At 55.7% G+C, this 16,434-nt stretch carries 15 protein-coding genes; 5 read left to right on the top strand and 10 right to left on the bottom strand.

Annotated features, from left to right (window positions below; genetic code table 11):
* Positions 1–518 precede the first annotated feature (518 nt).
* The 4 genes from purL to ACRBB0_RS01685 all read right to left on the bottom strand — a co-directional run bounded on the left by purL (position 519) and on the right by ACRBB0_RS01685 (position 5,032).
* Positions 519–2,678, bottom strand: coding sequence for a phosphoribosylformylglycinamidine synthase subunit PurL (gene purL, locus ACRBB0_RS01700; protein ID WP_431372661.1), 2,160 nt, complete (start codon positions 2,676–2,678; stop codon positions 519–521).
* A gap of 103 nt (positions 2,679–2,781) precedes the next feature.
* Positions 2,782–3,345, bottom strand: a complete 564-nt coding sequence (locus ACRBB0_RS01695; protein WP_431372660.1) for a DUF6151 family protein — start codon at positions 3,343–3,345, stop codon at positions 2,782–2,784.
* A 111-nt stretch (positions 3,346–3,456) separates the two neighbouring features.
* Entirely contained in the window at positions 3,457–3,846 is a 390-nt protein-coding gene (locus ACRBB0_RS01690; RefSeq protein ID WP_431372659.1) for a YbaN family protein, read from the bottom strand.
* A 280-nt stretch (positions 3,847–4,126) separates the two neighbouring features.
* The gene (locus tag ACRBB0_RS01685; protein WP_431372658.1) at positions 4,127–5,032 is read right to left on the bottom strand and encodes a LysR family transcriptional regulator; all 906 of its coding nucleotides are present in this window, start codon (positions 5,030–5,032) and stop codon (positions 4,127–4,129) included.
* A gap of 167 nt (positions 5,033–5,199) precedes the next feature.
* On the opposite strand from ACRBB0_RS01685, the gene ACRBB0_RS01680 reads away from it, so the two are divergent.
* Complete coding sequence (locus ACRBB0_RS01680; RefSeq protein WP_431372657.1) at positions 5,200–8,622, top strand: indolepyruvate ferredoxin oxidoreductase family protein; 3,423 nt, start codon at positions 5,200–5,202, stop codon at positions 8,620–8,622.
* A gap of 86 nt (positions 8,623–8,708) precedes the next feature.
* Here the strand turns inward: ACRBB0_RS01680 and ACRBB0_RS01675 are convergent, their stop codons facing one another.
* Positions 8,709–8,948: a hypothetical protein gene (locus tag ACRBB0_RS01675; protein WP_431372656.1), complete on the bottom strand. Its 240-nt coding sequence runs from the start codon at positions 8,946–8,948 to the stop codon at positions 8,709–8,711.
* 238 nt (positions 8,949–9,186) lie between these two features.
* Here ACRBB0_RS01675 and ACRBB0_RS01670 point away from each other — a divergent pair, with 238 nt between their 5' ends.
* Together ACRBB0_RS01670 and murI are read left to right on the top strand one after the other, a co-directional pair.
* The gene (locus ACRBB0_RS01670; protein WP_431372655.1) at positions 9,187–10,071 is read left to right on the top strand and encodes a lysophospholipid acyltransferase family protein; all 885 of its coding nucleotides are present in this window, start codon (positions 9,187–9,189) and stop codon (positions 10,069–10,071) included.
* A 28-nt stretch (positions 10,072–10,099) separates the two neighbouring features.
* The gene (gene murI / locus ACRBB0_RS01665; RefSeq protein WP_431372654.1) at positions 10,100–10,912 is read left to right on the top strand and encodes a glutamate racemase; all 813 of its coding nucleotides are present in this window, start codon (positions 10,100–10,102) and stop codon (positions 10,910–10,912) included.
* A gap of 33 nt (positions 10,913–10,945) precedes the next feature.
* Here murI and ACRBB0_RS01660 read toward each other — a convergent pair whose 3' ends face one another.
* The 4 genes from ACRBB0_RS01660 to ACRBB0_RS01645 all read right to left on the bottom strand — a co-directional run bounded on the left by ACRBB0_RS01660 (position 10,946) and on the right by ACRBB0_RS01645 (position 13,513).
* A complete protein-coding gene (locus tag ACRBB0_RS01660) occupies positions 10,946–11,674 on the bottom strand; it encodes a hypothetical protein (RefSeq protein ID WP_431372653.1) in 729 nt (242 codons plus the stop codon).
* 125 nt (positions 11,675–11,799) lie between these two features.
* Positions 11,800–12,078, bottom strand: a complete 279-nt coding sequence (locus ACRBB0_RS01655) for a hypothetical protein (RefSeq protein ID WP_431372652.1) — start codon at positions 12,076–12,078, stop codon at positions 11,800–11,802.
* A 56-nt stretch (positions 12,079–12,134) separates the two neighbouring features.
* Positions 12,135–12,812, bottom strand: coding sequence for a PspA/IM30 family protein (locus ACRBB0_RS01650; RefSeq protein WP_431372651.1), 678 nt, complete (start codon positions 12,810–12,812; stop codon positions 12,135–12,137).
* Positions 12,813–12,922: 110 nt separating this feature from the next.
* Positions 12,923–13,513, bottom strand: a complete 591-nt coding sequence (locus tag ACRBB0_RS01645) for a TetR/AcrR family transcriptional regulator (protein ID WP_431372650.1) — start codon at positions 13,511–13,513, stop codon at positions 12,923–12,925.
* A 269-nt stretch (positions 13,514–13,782) separates the two neighbouring features.
* Between ACRBB0_RS01645 and argC the strand changes: the two genes are divergently transcribed.
* Both argC and ccmE read left to right on the top strand, forming a co-directional pair.
* On the top strand, positions 13,783–14,811 hold the full coding sequence (argC, locus tag ACRBB0_RS01640; RefSeq protein WP_431372649.1) for an N-acetyl-gamma-glutamyl-phosphate reductase: 1,029 nt from the start codon (positions 13,783–13,785) through the stop codon (positions 14,809–14,811).
* Positions 14,812–14,957: 146 nt separating this feature from the next.
* Positions 14,958–15,416, top strand: coding sequence for a cytochrome c maturation protein CcmE (gene ccmE / locus ACRBB0_RS01635; protein WP_431372648.1), 459 nt, complete (start codon positions 14,958–14,960; stop codon positions 15,414–15,416).
* Between the two features lie 14 nt (positions 15,417–15,430).
* On the opposite strand, the gene ACRBB0_RS01630 is transcribed toward ccmE, so the two are convergent.
* Positions 15,431–16,426 carry a sensor histidine kinase gene (locus tag ACRBB0_RS01630; protein ID WP_431372647.1) on the bottom strand — a complete coding sequence of 332 codons (996 nt, stop codon included), beginning with the start codon at positions 16,424–16,426 and terminating at the stop codon, positions 15,431–15,433.
* Between the last annotated feature and the right edge of the window lie 8 nt (positions 16,427–16,434).

The following is a 16,434-nucleotide window of genomic DNA, read 5'->3' as shown; positions in this document are numbered from 1 at the left end:
CAGCGTGAAAGCGGGGAGTTGCCCCAAGCGACGCTCATCTTCTGTCAACTCGGGGAACACCTCGGCCCAACCCTGCGCCTTTGGGGCGGCAATTTACTCTCAACGGTTAAGCTGAGGTGGCAAGGACACCTTTTGGTCGTTCGAAAGGCGGCGAAAGCCCAGTGTTCCGGTATGGAAACTCCGAGATTTTGCCCAACCAAAACGGCGCATTCTGGGGCTGACAGTTGGGCATAGAAAAGGGGGGGCCTTATGGTCGGATCAGTGCGAGCGTTGCCAAGGTTCGAGTGGGCTTAAGCGACGGGGCCTGAGGTCATACTGCGCTGCCGCCACTGTTGGGCCGAGCAGCAGAGCCGGGAGTAGACTGGGCCGGGGAAGGCGGGCGTTGAGTTAAGATGTTTTGAAAACGGTATGACACGGGGCGCGCGGCAAAGTAATCGGCCGTCCATGTCAGGGGTGCATGTCAAAATAGTCAGCGCCGCGACGCCCCTCAGAGGCGCGCGGCGCGGGTTGTTTCAAGATCATGCGAAATAGCCTGCAAAAGCCTCGCGGCTGATGGTCGAGAGCTCTTCCAAGGGGGCTTCGGAGCTGCCGAATTTCACCGTGTCGCCGGTGAATTTCCCGACGGAAGTGAGCGGCACACCGGCCTGACCTGCGGCCATCATCAGGGCTTCGGCCTGATCGAAGTTACAAGCGACCAGATAGCGGCCCTGATCTTCGCCGAACAGTTGCGCGGTGTCATCTGTGTCGAGCTGAACGCCGACGCCCGAGGCTTGGGCCATTTCGAATGCAGCCAGCGCCAGACCACCATCAGAGAGGTCAGAGCAACATTTGATCAGGTCACGCTGGGCGCGGACAAAATCGCCATTGCGTCGCTCAGCCGCGAGATCGACAGATGGGGCGTCGCCGTCTTCGCGGTTAAAGACCTCGGCCAGAAGGGCGGATTGACCCAGATGCCCTTCGGTTTCACCAATGAGCAAGGCAACATGACCGTCGCGTGCATAATCCAGGATTGGGTTTTCGTCGGCGGCAATCAGACCAACGGCGCCAATGGTTGGCGTGGGCAGAATGCCTTGACCGTCGGTTTCGTTATAGAGCGAGACGTTGCCCGACACGATCGGCATATCCAGCGCGATACAGGCCTGACCGATGCCGTCCAATGCGCCGACAAACTGGCCCATGATTTCGGGCTTTTCGGGATTGCCAAAGTTCAGGTTGTCGGTGGTTGCCAAGGGTTTGGCCCCGGTGGCGCAGAGATTGCGAAAGGCTTCGGCGACGGCTTGTTTGCCGCCTTCAACTGGATTTGCTTTGACATAACGGGGAGTTACGTCGCTGGTGAAGGCCAGCTTCTTGTCGGTGCCATGCACGCGGATCACGCCAGCGCCATAGCCGGGCACGCGCACGGTGTCGGCCATAACTTGGCTGTCGTATTGCTGGTAAACCCATTCGCGGCTGGAATAGTTGGTCGATCCGATCAGAGCTTTGAGTGCGTCGATCCCATCAATCTGGGGCACGTCTTCGAGCGGATCTGCCGCCGGAGTGGCCACCCACAGGCGGTCATATTCGGGGGCAGTTGAGCTGAGCTTCGACAGCTCCATATCTGCTTTGACTTCGCCGTTGTGCACGATGAGGAAGCGGTCTTCGGCGAGTGTCTCGCCAACAACAGCAAAATCGAGATCCCATTTGACAAAGACAGCGCGGGCTTCGGCCTCTTTGGCGGGGTCGAGAACCATCAGCATCCGTTCTTGGGATTCCGACAGCATCATTTCATAGGCGGTCATGTTCTCTTCGCGCTGCGGCACGTTTTCGAGATCAAGGCGTACGCCCAGTTTGCCCTTGTCGCCCATTTCGACGGCCGAACAGGTGAGGCCAGCGGCCCCCATGTCCTGGATCGAAATTACTGCGCCGGTTTGCATCAGCTCAAGCGTGGCTTCCATCAGGCGTTTTTCGGTGAAGGGGTCGCCGACCTGAACAGTGGGGCGCTTTTCTTCGATGCTTTCATCAAATTCAGCCGAGGCCATGGTGGCCCCGCCAACACCGTCACGGCCGGTTTTGGCGCCAAGATAAACAACGGGGCGCCCGACGCCCGAGGCGGCAGAGTAGAAAATTTTATCGGCATCCGCGAGGCCGGCCGCAAAGGCGTTGACCAGACAGTTGCCATTGTAGGCGGGGTGAAAGCGCACTTCGCCGCCGACGGTCGGAACACCAAACGCGTTGCCATAGCCGCCGACACCTTCAACAACACCGTGGACGAGGCGGCGGGTTTTGGGGTGGTCTTTTTCACCAAAGCTCAGCGCGTTCATAGCGGCGATGGGGCGGGCCCCCATGGTGAAGACGTCACGCAGAATGCCACCAACGCCGGTCGCGGCACCTTGGTAGGGTTCGATGTAGGATGGATGGTTGTGGCTTTCCATTTTGAAAACCACGGCCTGACCGTCGCCAATATCAACCACACCGGCGTTTTCGCCGGGGCCACAGATGACCTGAGGGCCATCGACAGGCAGTTTTTTCAGATGCAGTTTTGATGATTTATAGGAGCAATGCTCGTTCCACATCGCCGAGAAAATCCCCAGCTCTGTGAAGGTCGGCTCGCGGCCCATGATCTCAAGAATGCGGTCATATTCTTCGGCGTTGATTCCGTGGGATTCAATCAGCTCTGTGGTGATGGCCGGTTCTTGCATGGATATCCCCTATATATGGCGTCAGCAGGCGTTGCGCGCTCTTTACGACACGTCTGCGCAAAGGGGAAGGGGGGTGCGGGGGATACCTGTCTGTTCGGGTCTGTTAAGGGCGGGCGGCCTCGCGTTGTTCCAGTGTGAGAACGGTTGGTTCGACGATTGGGGCCTTGTTGGCATCGAAAAACGGAGTGTTTTTACCGGTGCCCGTGAGAGCGGATTTGGCGGCGCGAAAGAACAGGCTGTAGATTGCGCCGACAACGCCGCGCTGTCGGACTTTGACAGAGGCGGCTTCGGTGTTGGCATAGGCTGAGATGCGGCCAAAATGATCGTGACCGGTGGGAAGAACCACGCCGACAAAGGGCAGGGTCGGAGCCGGTAGTGTGTTGGCGATCGGGGTGTTGCAGCATTTCGCGTACCATCGCAATAGCCCCTTGGGGCCTAGGCGCATCAGAGCCAATTGATCCAGCCCATCGTCAAACACAAAGTCAGAGGGAAGCGTTTGAAAAATCTGGGTGCCGCCGTTTTTCAGATAGCTATCTTCTTGATGCAGATGGCGGATTTCGGATTGGCAATCGGCACAGTAACACATGACATGACGTCCCTGCGCTCCGTCATTGATATGCCATTTCATGGTGCCACATTGGCATTCAAATGAACATTTTGGGGCCATTGTTACGGATTCCTATGCTTTTGCGGGCCTATGGTTTCACAGGCCTATAATTTGAGAGGCCTATACTTTGACAGCCCTGTCCAACCGTGGGTGTCCCGCGAGGAGCCATGGTTATGTTGTCGGGCCGTTGGGGCGTGACAGAACATACATGGCCGCGCCGGACAGGCAGATTGCCTGAATGATCAGCACATGGGCGGGCAATTGCAAGGCGAGGCTTAACAAAAAGGCAGCGAGCATCATCACTGCTGCCATTTTCTTGTGTTTGGGGGCGATTGCACCATGCTCTTCCCAGGTTAAAATCGGGGCGCCAAAGGTCGGGTGAGTTTCAAGCCAGCGGCGCAAACGCGGCGAGCCTTTGCCAAAAAAGAACGCGGCCAGAAGGATAAACGGGGTGGTCGGTAAAATCGGCAGCACAATGCCAATGACGCCAAGCCCAAGGCTTAGACCGCCAAGCAACACCCACAAGGGGCGGGCAATTTTGTGATGCACTTTGTCGGACACGCGAGACGGCCTTTGATTGCTTCTTGGCAAGATGGCCCATCAGTGTTTGATTGCAAGGGGCTTACGGCGGTCCCCTCAAAAGAAAAAAGGCCGAGCTCAAAGCTCGGCCGAAGTCCAACAGGGAGGTGATGGTGCTGCTATTGCTAGCGCGTCACCATCATGTGCTGAATATGGCATCGGTTTATAAACGATCAAGAATAAATATGTCGCAACTGCAGCATTGCCGCTATGCGTTGTGTGCATACCACACTGTGACTTTCCCGCATCGGTTGTATTCTTGTTAGCTCGCCTCGATCATTGCGCGCAAGGAGCGGCGGTGTTCGGTGATTTCTTCCTGGATAAAATCACGGAATGCAGAAACGCGCTTAGATTGACGCAATTCCTCAGGATATGCCAAAAAAACAGGCACTTCTACGGATTCGACATCTGGCAGGACCCGAACGATCTGGGGGTTCCCGTCGATGATATAGTTGGGCAAAACGCCGATTCCGAGATTGGACTGCACCGCTTGCAGCACACCGAAATAGTTGTTCACCGTTAGTGTCGTCTTGACCACAGCCAAAAGCTGTTGGTTCAGCTGCATACCGGCGCTGACCTGCGCGGATTGTGGATTTTGGCAGATCAAACGGTGATCTTGCATGTCCTCGATGCTGGTCGGCATGCCGTTCGCTTTGATATAATCGGGCGACGCATAGAGCCGCATGCGAATGGCCATTAGGCGTTTGCGGATCAGATCGGCCTGGCTTGGTTCCTTCATCCGAATGGCGACATCTGCTTCGCGCATGGGAAGGTCCAACACGCGTTCTTCGAGCATCAGATCAATCTTAAGATCCGGGTATTTTTCGTAGAGGCGGGCCAAGCGCGGGGCGAGCCACATGGCCCCAAACCCATTTGTTGTGGTGACGCGCAATTCGCCAAACACTTCTTCTTCGCTGTCATGAATGCGGGCGGTTGCGGCTTCGATCCGTTTGATCATCGCCGAAGTGGCGTCAAACAAAAGCTCTCCCTGCTCGGTCAGAATCAATCCGCGCGCATGGCGATGAAACAGGGTTGTCTTGAGAGATTCCTCAAGCGCCCGGATCTGTCGCGACACCGCAGATTGCGACAAATGCAAGGAATCACCCGCATGGGTGAGGCTGCCTGCATCGGCGACCGCATGAAATATTCGTAGCTTGTCCCAGTCCATAATCGCAACTTTCGACTTTGTTAGCGCTGTCTTTACGACATACCCTCATAGATTAAGGAGAACATAACGTAACTGGTGAAAATCACAAAAAATTCCCTATACAGGTCAGTAATTATGACCTAATATTGAACGAAGATAAGGTATACTTCGGCGAAGGGAGGCGCGCGATGAGCACTCAAAAAGTTTCACTGAACGACAAATTTGACCTCACAAAAGATCAGGTTTTGCTAAACGGCACACAGGCTTTGGTGCGCCTCATGTTGACGCAATCGGCCCGTGACAAGGCGGCCGGGCTCGACACGGCGGGCTATGTGACCGGGTATCGCGGATCCCCCCTTGGGGCGGTTGATCTGCAAATGAGCCGGGCCGAGAAGGTTTTGACCAAGGCCAATGTGACGTTCCAAGAAGGGCTGAACGAAGATTTGGCGGCCACGGCACTTTGGGGCGCGCAACAGGCCGAGCTTCGCGGAGAAGGCAAACATGACGGCGTGTTTGGCCTTTGGTACGGCAAGGGGCCGGGTGTTGATCGCTCGGGCGATGTGATGCGTCACGCGAATATGGCCGGGTCATCGCAATATGGCGGTGTGCTGATGGCGATGGGCGATGACCATACGGGCGAAAGCTCGACCGTGTTGCACCAATCGGAATGGGCGTTGGTCGATGCCTATATGCCGGTCGTGTCGCCCGCCGGGGTCCAAGAGATCATTGATTATGGCATCTATGGTTTGGCGCTTTCGCGCTATGCGGGTGTCTGGGTCGGTTTGAAAACCATGAAGGACACGGTGGAAGCCACCGCTGTTATTGATGGCCGTCCTGACCGGATGCAATTGGTTTTGCCCACGGATTTTAACATGCCTGAGGGCGGGTTAAATATTCGACTTGGCGATACACCGCATGCCCAAGAGGCGCGGATGATTGACTACAAACGCTACGCCGCCGAAGCGTTTAGCCATGCCAACAAAATGGACAAACGCATGTGGGGCAAGCCGGGGGCCAAGATTGGCTTTGTCTCGGCTGGCAAGAACTGGCTCGATTTGCAACATGCGCTGTCTTTGCTGGGTATTGATGAGGCCGAGGCCGAGCGGCTTGGCATCACGACCTATAAGGTTGGCCAGACGTTCCCCTTGGATATGAAGGGGTTCAACGATTGGGCTGATGGCCTCGATCTTATTGTTGTTATTGAAGAAAAGCGTAAGCTGATCGAAGTTCAGATCAAAGAGGCGATCTTTGACAACCGCAAAGGACGCCGGGTTTACGGCTGGTACAAGGGCGGCACCGGCAATATGGGCCGTGAAGAGCTGTTCCCGACCCGCGGTGCGCTTGACCCGATTTGGATTGCTCAAAAACTGGGTGACATTCTTATCGAAGAGGGGCGTGGCACCGACGCAATCCAAGGCAGCATGACCCAATTGGCCGAAATCACCCGCGCCGATAACGCAGAGGAAATCGCCACGCGGACACCGTGGTTTTGTTCAGGCTGTCCGCATAACAGCTCAACCAAAGTGCCAGATGGCAGCCGCGCTTATGCGGGGATTGGGTGTCACTATATGGTGCAGTGGATGGACCGCGAAACCTCGGGGTTTACCCATATGGGGGCCGAAGGGGCGAACTGGGTTGGCGAGGCACCGTTTTCAAAGACGGAACATGTGTTCCAGAATCTGGGAGACGGGACGTACAACCATTCCGGGTCTTTGGCTATCCGTGCGGCATTGGCTGCGGGCACTACAATCACCTACAAAATCCTCTATAATGACGCGGTCGCAATGACGGGCGGTCAGCCCAATGAAGGCGGGCTTACCGCGCCTCGGATTGCTGCTGAAGTGATCGCAATGGGCGTGCCGAACGTTGTGGTCGTTTACGACGAAAAAGAAGACGTCGATCAAAGCCAGTTCCCCAAGGGGATGGAGTTTCTGGAACGTGCCGAGCTGCCAAATGTGCAGGCGCGGATGGCCAAGACCAAGGGCGTGTCGGTCATTCTATATATCCAGACCTGCGCGGCTGAAAAACGGCGTCGTCGCAAACGCGGATTGTTCCCTGATCCTGACAAGCGGGTGTTTATCAACACGGATGTCTGCGAAGGGTGCGGCGATTGCGGGGTGCAATCCAACTGTGTGTCCATCGTCCCAGCCGAGACCGAGTTGGGGCGCAAGCGGGCGATTGATCAGTCGTCGTGCAACAAAGACTTCTCCTGCGTCAACGGATTCTGCCCGTCTTTTGTCACGGTCCAAGGCGGTACGGTCAAAAAGGCTGCGACCCGCGAATTGGAATTGCCAGCGCTGAGCGCGCCGACTTTGCCGGCGATCAGTGGCACACATAATATTGTCATCACGGGTGTCGGTGGCACCGGGGTTGTCACCATTGGGGCGGTTTTGGCACAGGCGGCGCAGGTCGACGGTAAAGGTGCCGCGATGATGGAAATGGCCGGTTTGGCGCAAAAGGGCGGTGCGGTGCATATCCATTTGCGGCTGGCGGAAAAGCCGTCTGATATCAGCGCGGTCCGTGTCGCGACCGGGGAAGCCGATGCGCTTATTGGCGGTGATTTGGTGGTTTCGGCGGGGGCAAAAACCCTTGGGTTGACCAGCTCAGGCCGCACCGGCGCAGTGGTGAACAGCCATGAAATCGTCACCGGCAAATTTACCGAAGACCCCAATTTCGCTTTGCCGTCCGACCGTTTGCAATTGGCGCTGAAGGCCCGGATGCGGGAGCGGGTGGCGCTGTTTGATGCCTCGGACCTGGCCAAAGCGACTTTGGGCGATAGCATCTTTTCCAACATGATGATTTTGGGCGCGGCATGGCAGCGTGGTCTTGTTCCGCTGAGCCACGAGGCCATCACCACGGCGATTGATCTCAACGGGGCGGCGGTTGAAAAGAACCTGCGTGCCTTTGAAATCGGTCGTTGGGCCGCGGAATTCCCGGCCGATGCGGATGCGTTTTCGACGCCGAATGTGGTGGCGAAACCGAAGTCACTGGACGAGAAAATCGCCTTCCGCCGCAATCATTTGGTGGCTTATCAAGGCAATGGTCTGGCCAAGCGCTATGACCGCCTTTTGGCTCAGGTATCGGGTGATGCTGCGCTGAAAGAGGCCGTTGCGAAGGGCTACCACAAGTTGCTGACGTATAAGGATGAATACGAGGTGGCGCGTTTGCATCTTGAGACCGAGGCCAAAGCGGCTGAGGCCTTTGATGGCGATCTGAAAATGACCTTCCATCTTGCGCCTCCCTTGTTGTCGAAGACCGGACCAAACGGTCGCCCGGCCAAGAAAGAATTCGGGATGGGCATGATGCGCGGGTTTCGGATATTGGCAAAGCTGAAGGGCTTGCGCGGCACGCCGTTTGACCCGTTTGGCCGCACAGAAGAGCGCAAAATGGAACGCGCTCTGATCAAGCAATACGAGGCCGATATGGCGGAATGGTTGCCCAAAGCGGCGTCGGTTGATGGCGATGCCTTGGTGGCGCTGGCCGAACTGCCCTTGCAAATCCGGGGCTTTGGTCCGGTGAAACAGGCCAATGAGGCTAAGGCCGCCAAGCGCCGCGAAGAGATTTTGGCGGCGTTGAAACAAGGGCCGGAGGTACGGGCGGCGGCGCAATAGCGCCACGCCGAATGACCCAACCAAAGGCTAAAATTTGGACTGCCCCCTAGTTGGGGGCAGACAACACACGCAGCGCTGCGATGGACCTAGTTGTTGCGATGCCAATCGCGATGCGCCTCTTCGCCATCCTTTTTCATCTCATCCAATGGGTTTGTATGGGTGACATGGCGCCTGCCTTTGCGATCCGTCCATTCCCAGTTCCCGCTGTCGAGCTGTTTCAGGGTGGATTGAATTTGGTGTTTCTTGCGCAGGCGATAGATGACAGCAATGACGATAAAAGCCAGCGGCGAGAAGGCCAATACTTGTAACCAAAGTGGTTCTTCCATGGCAAAACCCTTTATATCTTTAAAATAACAATTGGCTTGAGGATGGCAGTCCTTGGTTGCGGAGGCTAGAATTATCTGACGCCGCCCCATTTGTGGTTGCCCTGAGGTGGTGGGGCGCTTGGCCTTGGTGTCACAAATCTTTTACCAAAATTTCAGATTATTGACGGTCAGGGCTCTTTCTGCCGCTGGTCGTTGCACAAGCGATGCCGTAAGGAGCCGCCAGACGTAGAGGCTCAGAATGAAACACAATCGTCATATCGCGCGCGACATTTCCTATGCCTATTCGGCGCAAAGCAAACCGGGCCGCGCCATGATCCGGTTGATGGAAAATGCGACGGGGCGGCTTGGGGTGATCAAGCGTGCCAGCGGATATCAGGACGAAGTCGCGCAGGGGCGTGACTTTTGGCAGGTCATGGTTGAGCGCTACGGTCTTGAGCTAGAGGTGATCGGCGGCGCGCTTGCTCATATTCCCAAGGATGGTCCGCTGATCGTGATCGCCAACCACCCCTATGGCATTCTGGACGGCTTGATGATGGGGCATATCCTATCGCAGGCGCGCGGTGATTTTCGGATTTTGGCCCACAGGATTTTCCGCAAGGCTGAAGAACTCGACAAGATTATTTTGCCGGTGAGCTTTGACGAAACACGTGAGGCTGTTCAACAGAACCTTGAGACCCGCAAGGATTGTCTGAAATATCTAGGGCAGGGTGGCTGCGTCGGGATCTTTCCCGGTGGGACAGTGGCGACGGCGGAAAAACCCTTTGGGCCGCCGATGGACCCTGGTTGGCGGACGTTTACGGCGCGGATGATTTCGAAATCAAACGCAACGGTGGTGCCGATCTATTTTGACGGGCACACATCGCGGCTTTTCCAACTGGCCAGCCACATGCATACGACGTTGCGCATGGGCTTGCTGATCAAGGAATTTCGCAAACGGATCGATACGCCCGTGCGCATTTGTGTCGGTGAGCCGATCGCCCGGGCGGAAATTGACACATATAGCCGCGATGCGCGCGGATTGATGGATTTTCTACGCAAATCAACCTATGATCTTTCCCCGAACCCAAGCCAAACCTATGACTATGGGTTCGAGTTTGAGGAAAAACACAAGATCCGCACTTAAAGCAGGGTCACAGGCAGAGGGTAGTATAATGGCAGTGGGTATTTTCGATTCCGGGCTGGGTGGTTTGACGGTTCTGGACGCGGTCTCCAAAGCGATGCCGGAGGTGCCATTTGTCTATTATGGCGACAATTCCCATGCGCCTTATGGGGTGCGTGACGCGGATGATGTTTACAACCTGACCACCGCTGCGGTTGAGCGGCTTTGGGATGAGGGCTGTGATCTGGTCATTCTGGCCTGCAACACCGCATCGGCGGCGGCGCTGCGGCGGATGCAAGAAAGCTGGATCCCGGCGGATAAGCGTGTTTTGGGGGTCTTTGTGCCGCTGATTGAGGCGCTGACTGAACGCCAATGGGGGGATAATTCACCACCGCGCGAAGTGGCGGTTGAGCATGTGGCGCTGTTTGCCACACCGGCGACGGTGCGCAGCCGGGCGTTTCAGCGCGAATTGGCGTTTCGCGCCATCGGCGTTGATGTGGAAGCACAGGCCTGTGGTGGGTTGGTTGATGCCATCGAAGAGGGTGACATGATCCTTGCCGAAGCCTTGGTACGCAGCCATGTCGACGCCCTAAAACGTAAAATGCCCGAGCCTCAGGCCGCGATTTTGGGCTGTACCCATTACCCATTGATGCAAGACATTTTCCAAGATGCATTGGGTGCGGATGTTAAGGTGTATTCGCAAGCTGATCTGGTGGCGGCCTCGCTTAAGGATTACCTGAAACGCCATCCTGCGATGATCGGAGCTGGCGAAACAAGCACGTTTTTGACCACCGGTGAGGCCAAGAAAGTATCGGATCACGCAACGCAGTTTTTACGCCGTAAGATAACCTTTGAAACGGCCTAACCTGTTGTTTTCAAATATGGATGTCGGGCGGGGTTAGAATTCCTGCCCGATATCCTCAATCCACCAGGTTTGATCACCATCCAAGGCCACTTTGATGCGGCACCCCGTGGGGTAAGATTCCATCTTGGTTTCAAGATGCCGCATGCTTTCACCGTCCTGCCCGTCTTCATCTTGCCACTGCAAACGCGCCATTTTTCCGTCTTGGGTTGGTGGCCAATCGGTCTTGACGCCGGTCACCGTGGCGTCAAACCACCGCCCCTTGGCACGCGCTCGCAATGCGGAACGTGTGCGCAGAATTGGCGCGACCAAGGTGGCCAGTATCAAAATGAGAAACCCCAAGTTTATGACCGATAAGGCTTTCATGCCGGCGCTGATCGGGCTGAAATCCAATTCTGAAATTGTCGGATCGTTGCGGAAAAACCAAATCGGCAAGGTCTCTCCATCTTTGATCTGATCGAATTTTGCCTTATCGACCGGTTGCAGCACGCGCGCGGATTGGGTGGCGCTGGTATGGAAGGTCAAATCCAGATTGTAGATAATGGCCGGTTTGTCAAAGACCAGCCCTTCACGCACCACATGCCCAATCACTGTGGCGGTGGTGGATGTCATCTGAGCCGCGACCCGGCGCTCCTGCACAAACACAAGAATCGACATTACGAGCGTCGCGACCCAGATACCCGCAATAAAGATCGGGATAATCCCGCCAAGTCTTTTGAAAAGGGTCCAGGGTGGGACGGGCGAAAAATAGTCTGTGTTACTCATGCGCGCACCTTGTCGCAATGCTTGGAGGGACTCAACCAGAAGCTTTATCACCAATGGGTTCACAAAATGCAAAACGCCCGCCGGTTTAGGGCGAGCGTCGCGGTTATGTGTAAGGTTTTCCGGCGTTACATGTCTTCGCGCAGCGCATCTTCTAGGATTTTCTCGTTGCGGGCTTCTTCGATCCGGTTCAGGCGATCAGAGTTCATACGCATGTCAAACTTGTATTTCACTACGTTGATCAAGCTGATGGTCAGCAAGATGATCCCCATGGCCCAATAGCCTTTGGTCGAGAGGGGCACATCAACAGACAGCCACAGCGAAATGCCGAGCAATATATAGGCCAGCGCAACGCCTGCCATATTGATGAACATGATCATGCCGTTTTCTTTGTATTCGTTTTGCATGGGTCTCTCCTAATGTATTGAATTTTATAACGGTTGTTGGATTTGAGTGTGGTGGGTCAGGTCATTGATTTGATGCGGTTCAGCACATCATTTGCAGTACTTTTGGACGCGGTTCCAAAGCCTTGGGCGGCCATGCGATCCGCAACATCGGACTGGTTCAATCCGGCGTCGATTTCCTTGAGAATCTGCCCTTGTTCAAAAGGGTCATCCTTTTGCAAAACGCGGGCGATCAGGTCTTCGGCCTCTTCAAAGGAGGTGTCCTTGGCAATATGCGCGTTCAGACGTTTTTGGATTTGTTGCTCTTTCTTGGCGGCACGGGCGGCGATGGCCCCCTGCTTGAGGTCGATAATCCGGCGGTTGGCCGTGTCGACGGAATGGCGCAGTTGCAGGATGCGCGTTTCGAGCCGCTGCACGGTTTCGCGACGCAGGGTGAGCTCATTTTCCATTTGGGCGATGGCTTGGGCGGCCTCGGTTGCCAAGTCTTCGCGCTCAGCCTTCAATGCCTCTGTGGCGCGGGTCATCAGATCATTGACCTTGCCTTCAAGTGTTGCGACCTGACGGCTTTCGGCCCGTTCACGTTGCATCAAACTTGCGAGGGAATATTTGGCGGCTTTGAGGCTTGCCTCAGCTTCGCGGATTTTTTGATCAATTAATTCAACGCTGTAATGATCACGAACGTTTTCTTCGGCCCGTGCATTTGCGCCTGCAATCAGGGTTTTCAAAGTTCCAAACATGTTGCTCTCCAACTTCACTTCAGTGCATGAACGCTGTTCATGAAATTGATATAGAAGAGTAGTGAACGGCGTTCAAGGAGAGACTTGAACACCGTTCATCTGACGTCGCGTCACTGAATGCGGGACAGAACCTGCGCAATCATGATTTCGATTTGATCAAGAGGAACGCCAGAAATCCGCTTCTCCAATCCGAGCAGCACAATCCCATGCACCGACGAAAACAGCGCGCGGGTCATCAGATCGAGCTCTTGTTCAGGCATGTCGGGAAACATATCGGCCAGCGGTTCGGCGATATAGGAGAACAAGCCGCCAAGCGCATCCAGATACCAATGCGGGACGGGGCCGTCGATCGACATCTCAACATCAAAAAGTGCGCGCCACAGGCTCAGTTGATCGTCGGCAAAATGGAGATAGGCATGCGACATGGCAATCAAACGGTCGCGCGGGGGCTGGTCGGCGGCTTGTTTGACCGACTCGGCAACCGCAGTGCCCAACCGGCGAAACGTGCGCCCGTTGACTTCGAGGATCAGCGCGTTGAGATCGTCAAAATGTGTGTAAATCGCCCCCACAGCACAGCCGGCCTCTTTGGCCAGGCTGCGCGCGCGCAGGGATGACAGGCCTTCTTTGGCGATTTGGGCCTCGGCCAGTTCTATGAGTTTCTCGCGCAGGGCGGCTTTGCGGGCTTGGGTCGCTTCTGACATGGGGGCCTCGTGGTGTTGAACGCGGTTCATCCTCTAGCAGCATAGCGGACGCGGCAAAAGGCCAAGCTGGCTTTGAACCTATGCGCTGCAAACCCATTGAATTGTGCCGCTTGCGCGGGTATATCACCGACAAAGGAGATCATTCATGCCTGACTATGGCGTCCCATTCTTGCGACGATGATTTTGGCACACGGGGTTTTGCAACCCCGCATTGATCTGTGATTCCTGACCCGATTGCCGGGCTATCCCCTATAAATACGAGACCTCTTATGTCGCATTCTATCGCCATCATCGGCGCGTCGGGCTACACCGGCGCTGAACTCATCCGGCTGATTGCCACGCATCCGAGCTTTGAAATCAAAGCCTTGGCCGCCAATTCCAAGGCGGGTCTTCCCTTGGCCAAAGTGTTTCCGCATCTGCGTCACCTTGATTTGCCAGATTTGGTAACCTGGGAGCAGATCGATTATGATCAGATCGACCTGTGCTTTTGCGCCTTGCCGCATAAAACCAGCCAAGAGGTGATTTCGAAATTGCCCAAGTCGGTGAAGATCGTCGATCTATCCGCTGATTTCCGGCTACGCGATCCGGCGGAATATGAAGCGTGGTACGGAAACCCACATTCAGCCATCGAGATGCAGTCAGAAGCGGTTTATGGCCTGACCGAATTTTACCGCGACGAGATTTCCCAAGCGCGGTTGGTTGCTGGAACCGGGTGCAACGCGGCGACGGGGCAGTTTGTGTTGCGGCCGTTGATTGCGGCGCATGTGGTGGATCTGGACGACATCATCCTCGATCTGCAATGTGGTGTGAGCGGGGCAGGGCGGTCTCTCAAAGAGAACCTGTTGCATGCGGAGCTGAGCGAAGGCACCAACGCCTACGCGGTTGGCAGCACCCATCGGCATTTGGGCGAATTTGATCAAGAGTTTAGCGCGATTGCAGGCCGTGAGGTGAAAATCCAGTTCACTCCGCATCTGGGGCCATTCAACCGTGGCATTCTGGCGACGGCCTATGTCAAAGGCGATGCCGACGCCGTCGACGCGGCGCTGCGCACGGCTTATGCAGATGAGCCCTTTGTAGAGGTTTTGCCGATGGGCGAAACGCCGTCGACGCATCATGTTCGAGGCTCTAACTTTTGCCATATCGGCGTGGTTGCGGATCGGCTTCCGGGCCGGGTGATTGTGGTCGCCGCGCTTGATAACCTGACCAAAGGAAGCTCGGGCCAAGCGTTGCAAAACGCCAACCTGATGCTGGGCGTTGAGGAAACCGACGGTTTGATGCTGGCCCCGTGTTTCCCGTAAACGCGTTGTGAGCCATCACATTTGCGCAAAGTCAAGGAAGCCAATTCGGGGCCATGGCATAGGGTGTGACAATTGGGGACTGCAAATATATATCTGTGTCGCCTATATAAAGACTGTCTGACATGGCTGGCGGATCGGAATAGAAAATGGCTTTGAAAAATCTCAAGAAAAAGCGGCGGGTGCAGGTTATCGCATTGGCCGCAGTGGCGTTGATCGCTTCAACCGCCTTGATTGGCTATGCGATGCGCGACGGGATCAACTTGTTCCGCTCGCCGTCGCAAATTGCCGAAGAGCCGCCAGCCCCAAACGAAACGTTTCGCATTGGTGGATTGGTCGAAGAGGGGTCGTTGATCCGCGGCCAGGGCCAAGACATCACCTTTAGCGTCACGGATGGCGGCGCGACAATCCCTGTTGTGTTCTCAGGGGTGTTACCCGATCTGTTTGCAGAGAACCAAGGCATGGTCGGCACGGGGCGCTATGTGAATGGGGTGTTTGAAGCCTCTGAAATTCTGGCGAAACATGACGAAAACTACATGCCCAAAGAAGTGATCGACGCGCTCAAAGAGCAGGGCGTTTATCAAGAGCAGGAAGAGGGCGACACTTAGGTTCCCGATTGGGCTTAGTCCGCGGCGTCCTTGATCTCAGGTAGCAAGATCATCACATGCAAACCGCTGGGCAAAGCATTATCGAGCACCAAAGCCCCACCTGATTGGCGCGCAAACCCTGCGACAGCAGAGAGCCCAAGGCCAGTGCCCGCACCGACCCCCTTGGTGGTGTAAAATGGCTCTGACAGTCTGCTTAACGTTTCATCCGACACACCCGGCCCCGCGTCTTGGACATAGATGCCAATATATGGGGGCTCGGCTTCGGGCTGGGGCAAACCTGAGCCGGGCCGACTGAGAACGCGCCGAGCGCCGATCTGAATCTGACCGTTGCCAGACATCGCATCCTGCGCATTCAGACATAGCTGAATAAGGCAGGTTTCCAGCATGTCACGGTCAACATCTGCAATGAAATCGTGGTAAGCAGGTCGGATTTCGAGGTCGATATTGGGCTCTAGCAAGTCGGTGAAAACCGGGTTCAGGTCTTGGAGAAACTCCGAGATATCCAAGGCGACACGCTGTAAACGTGTGCGACCACTGGAGGCCACCAATTGTTGGACTGTCAGCGCAGCACGGTCCGCTGCAATCCGGCATTGCTGCATTGCCGATTGTCGTTCGCTCGGATTGTCGAGCAATTCGAAGAGTTCAAGATTGCCCATAATGGCAGTGATTTGGTTGTTGAAGTCGTGGGCGACGCCCCCAACAAATTGGTTCAGGGCCCGCGCCTTTTGGGCCTGCGCATAGCGCCGTTCAGCCACGCGCCGCGCCTGTTGTCGCTGTTGCTCCACCTGTTGGGCGCGAAAGAACAGATAGGTGACGACGGCGCAAAGGACGCATAAGGCGTAAAAGCTTATCGAGTGAAGGAAGTGGGTTTGCGCAATAAAAACGGACCAGAAAGAACAAATGGCAAAAAATGACGTGTCGATCGCAATCACATCACGGGTCGGATTGGCGCGCTGTAATGTATAAATCGCAGTGCCAACCAGTGCAAAGGCCGCAGGCATGAATATCATTGGATCTT

Source organism: Pelagimonas sp., assembly GCF_050633425.1.
Classification (GTDB): domain Bacteria; phylum Pseudomonadota; class Alphaproteobacteria; order Rhodobacterales; family Rhodobacteraceae; genus Pelagimonas.
The sequence above is the reverse complement of the archived record's forward strand: the minus strand, read 5'-3'. Positions and strand labels throughout refer to the sequence as shown.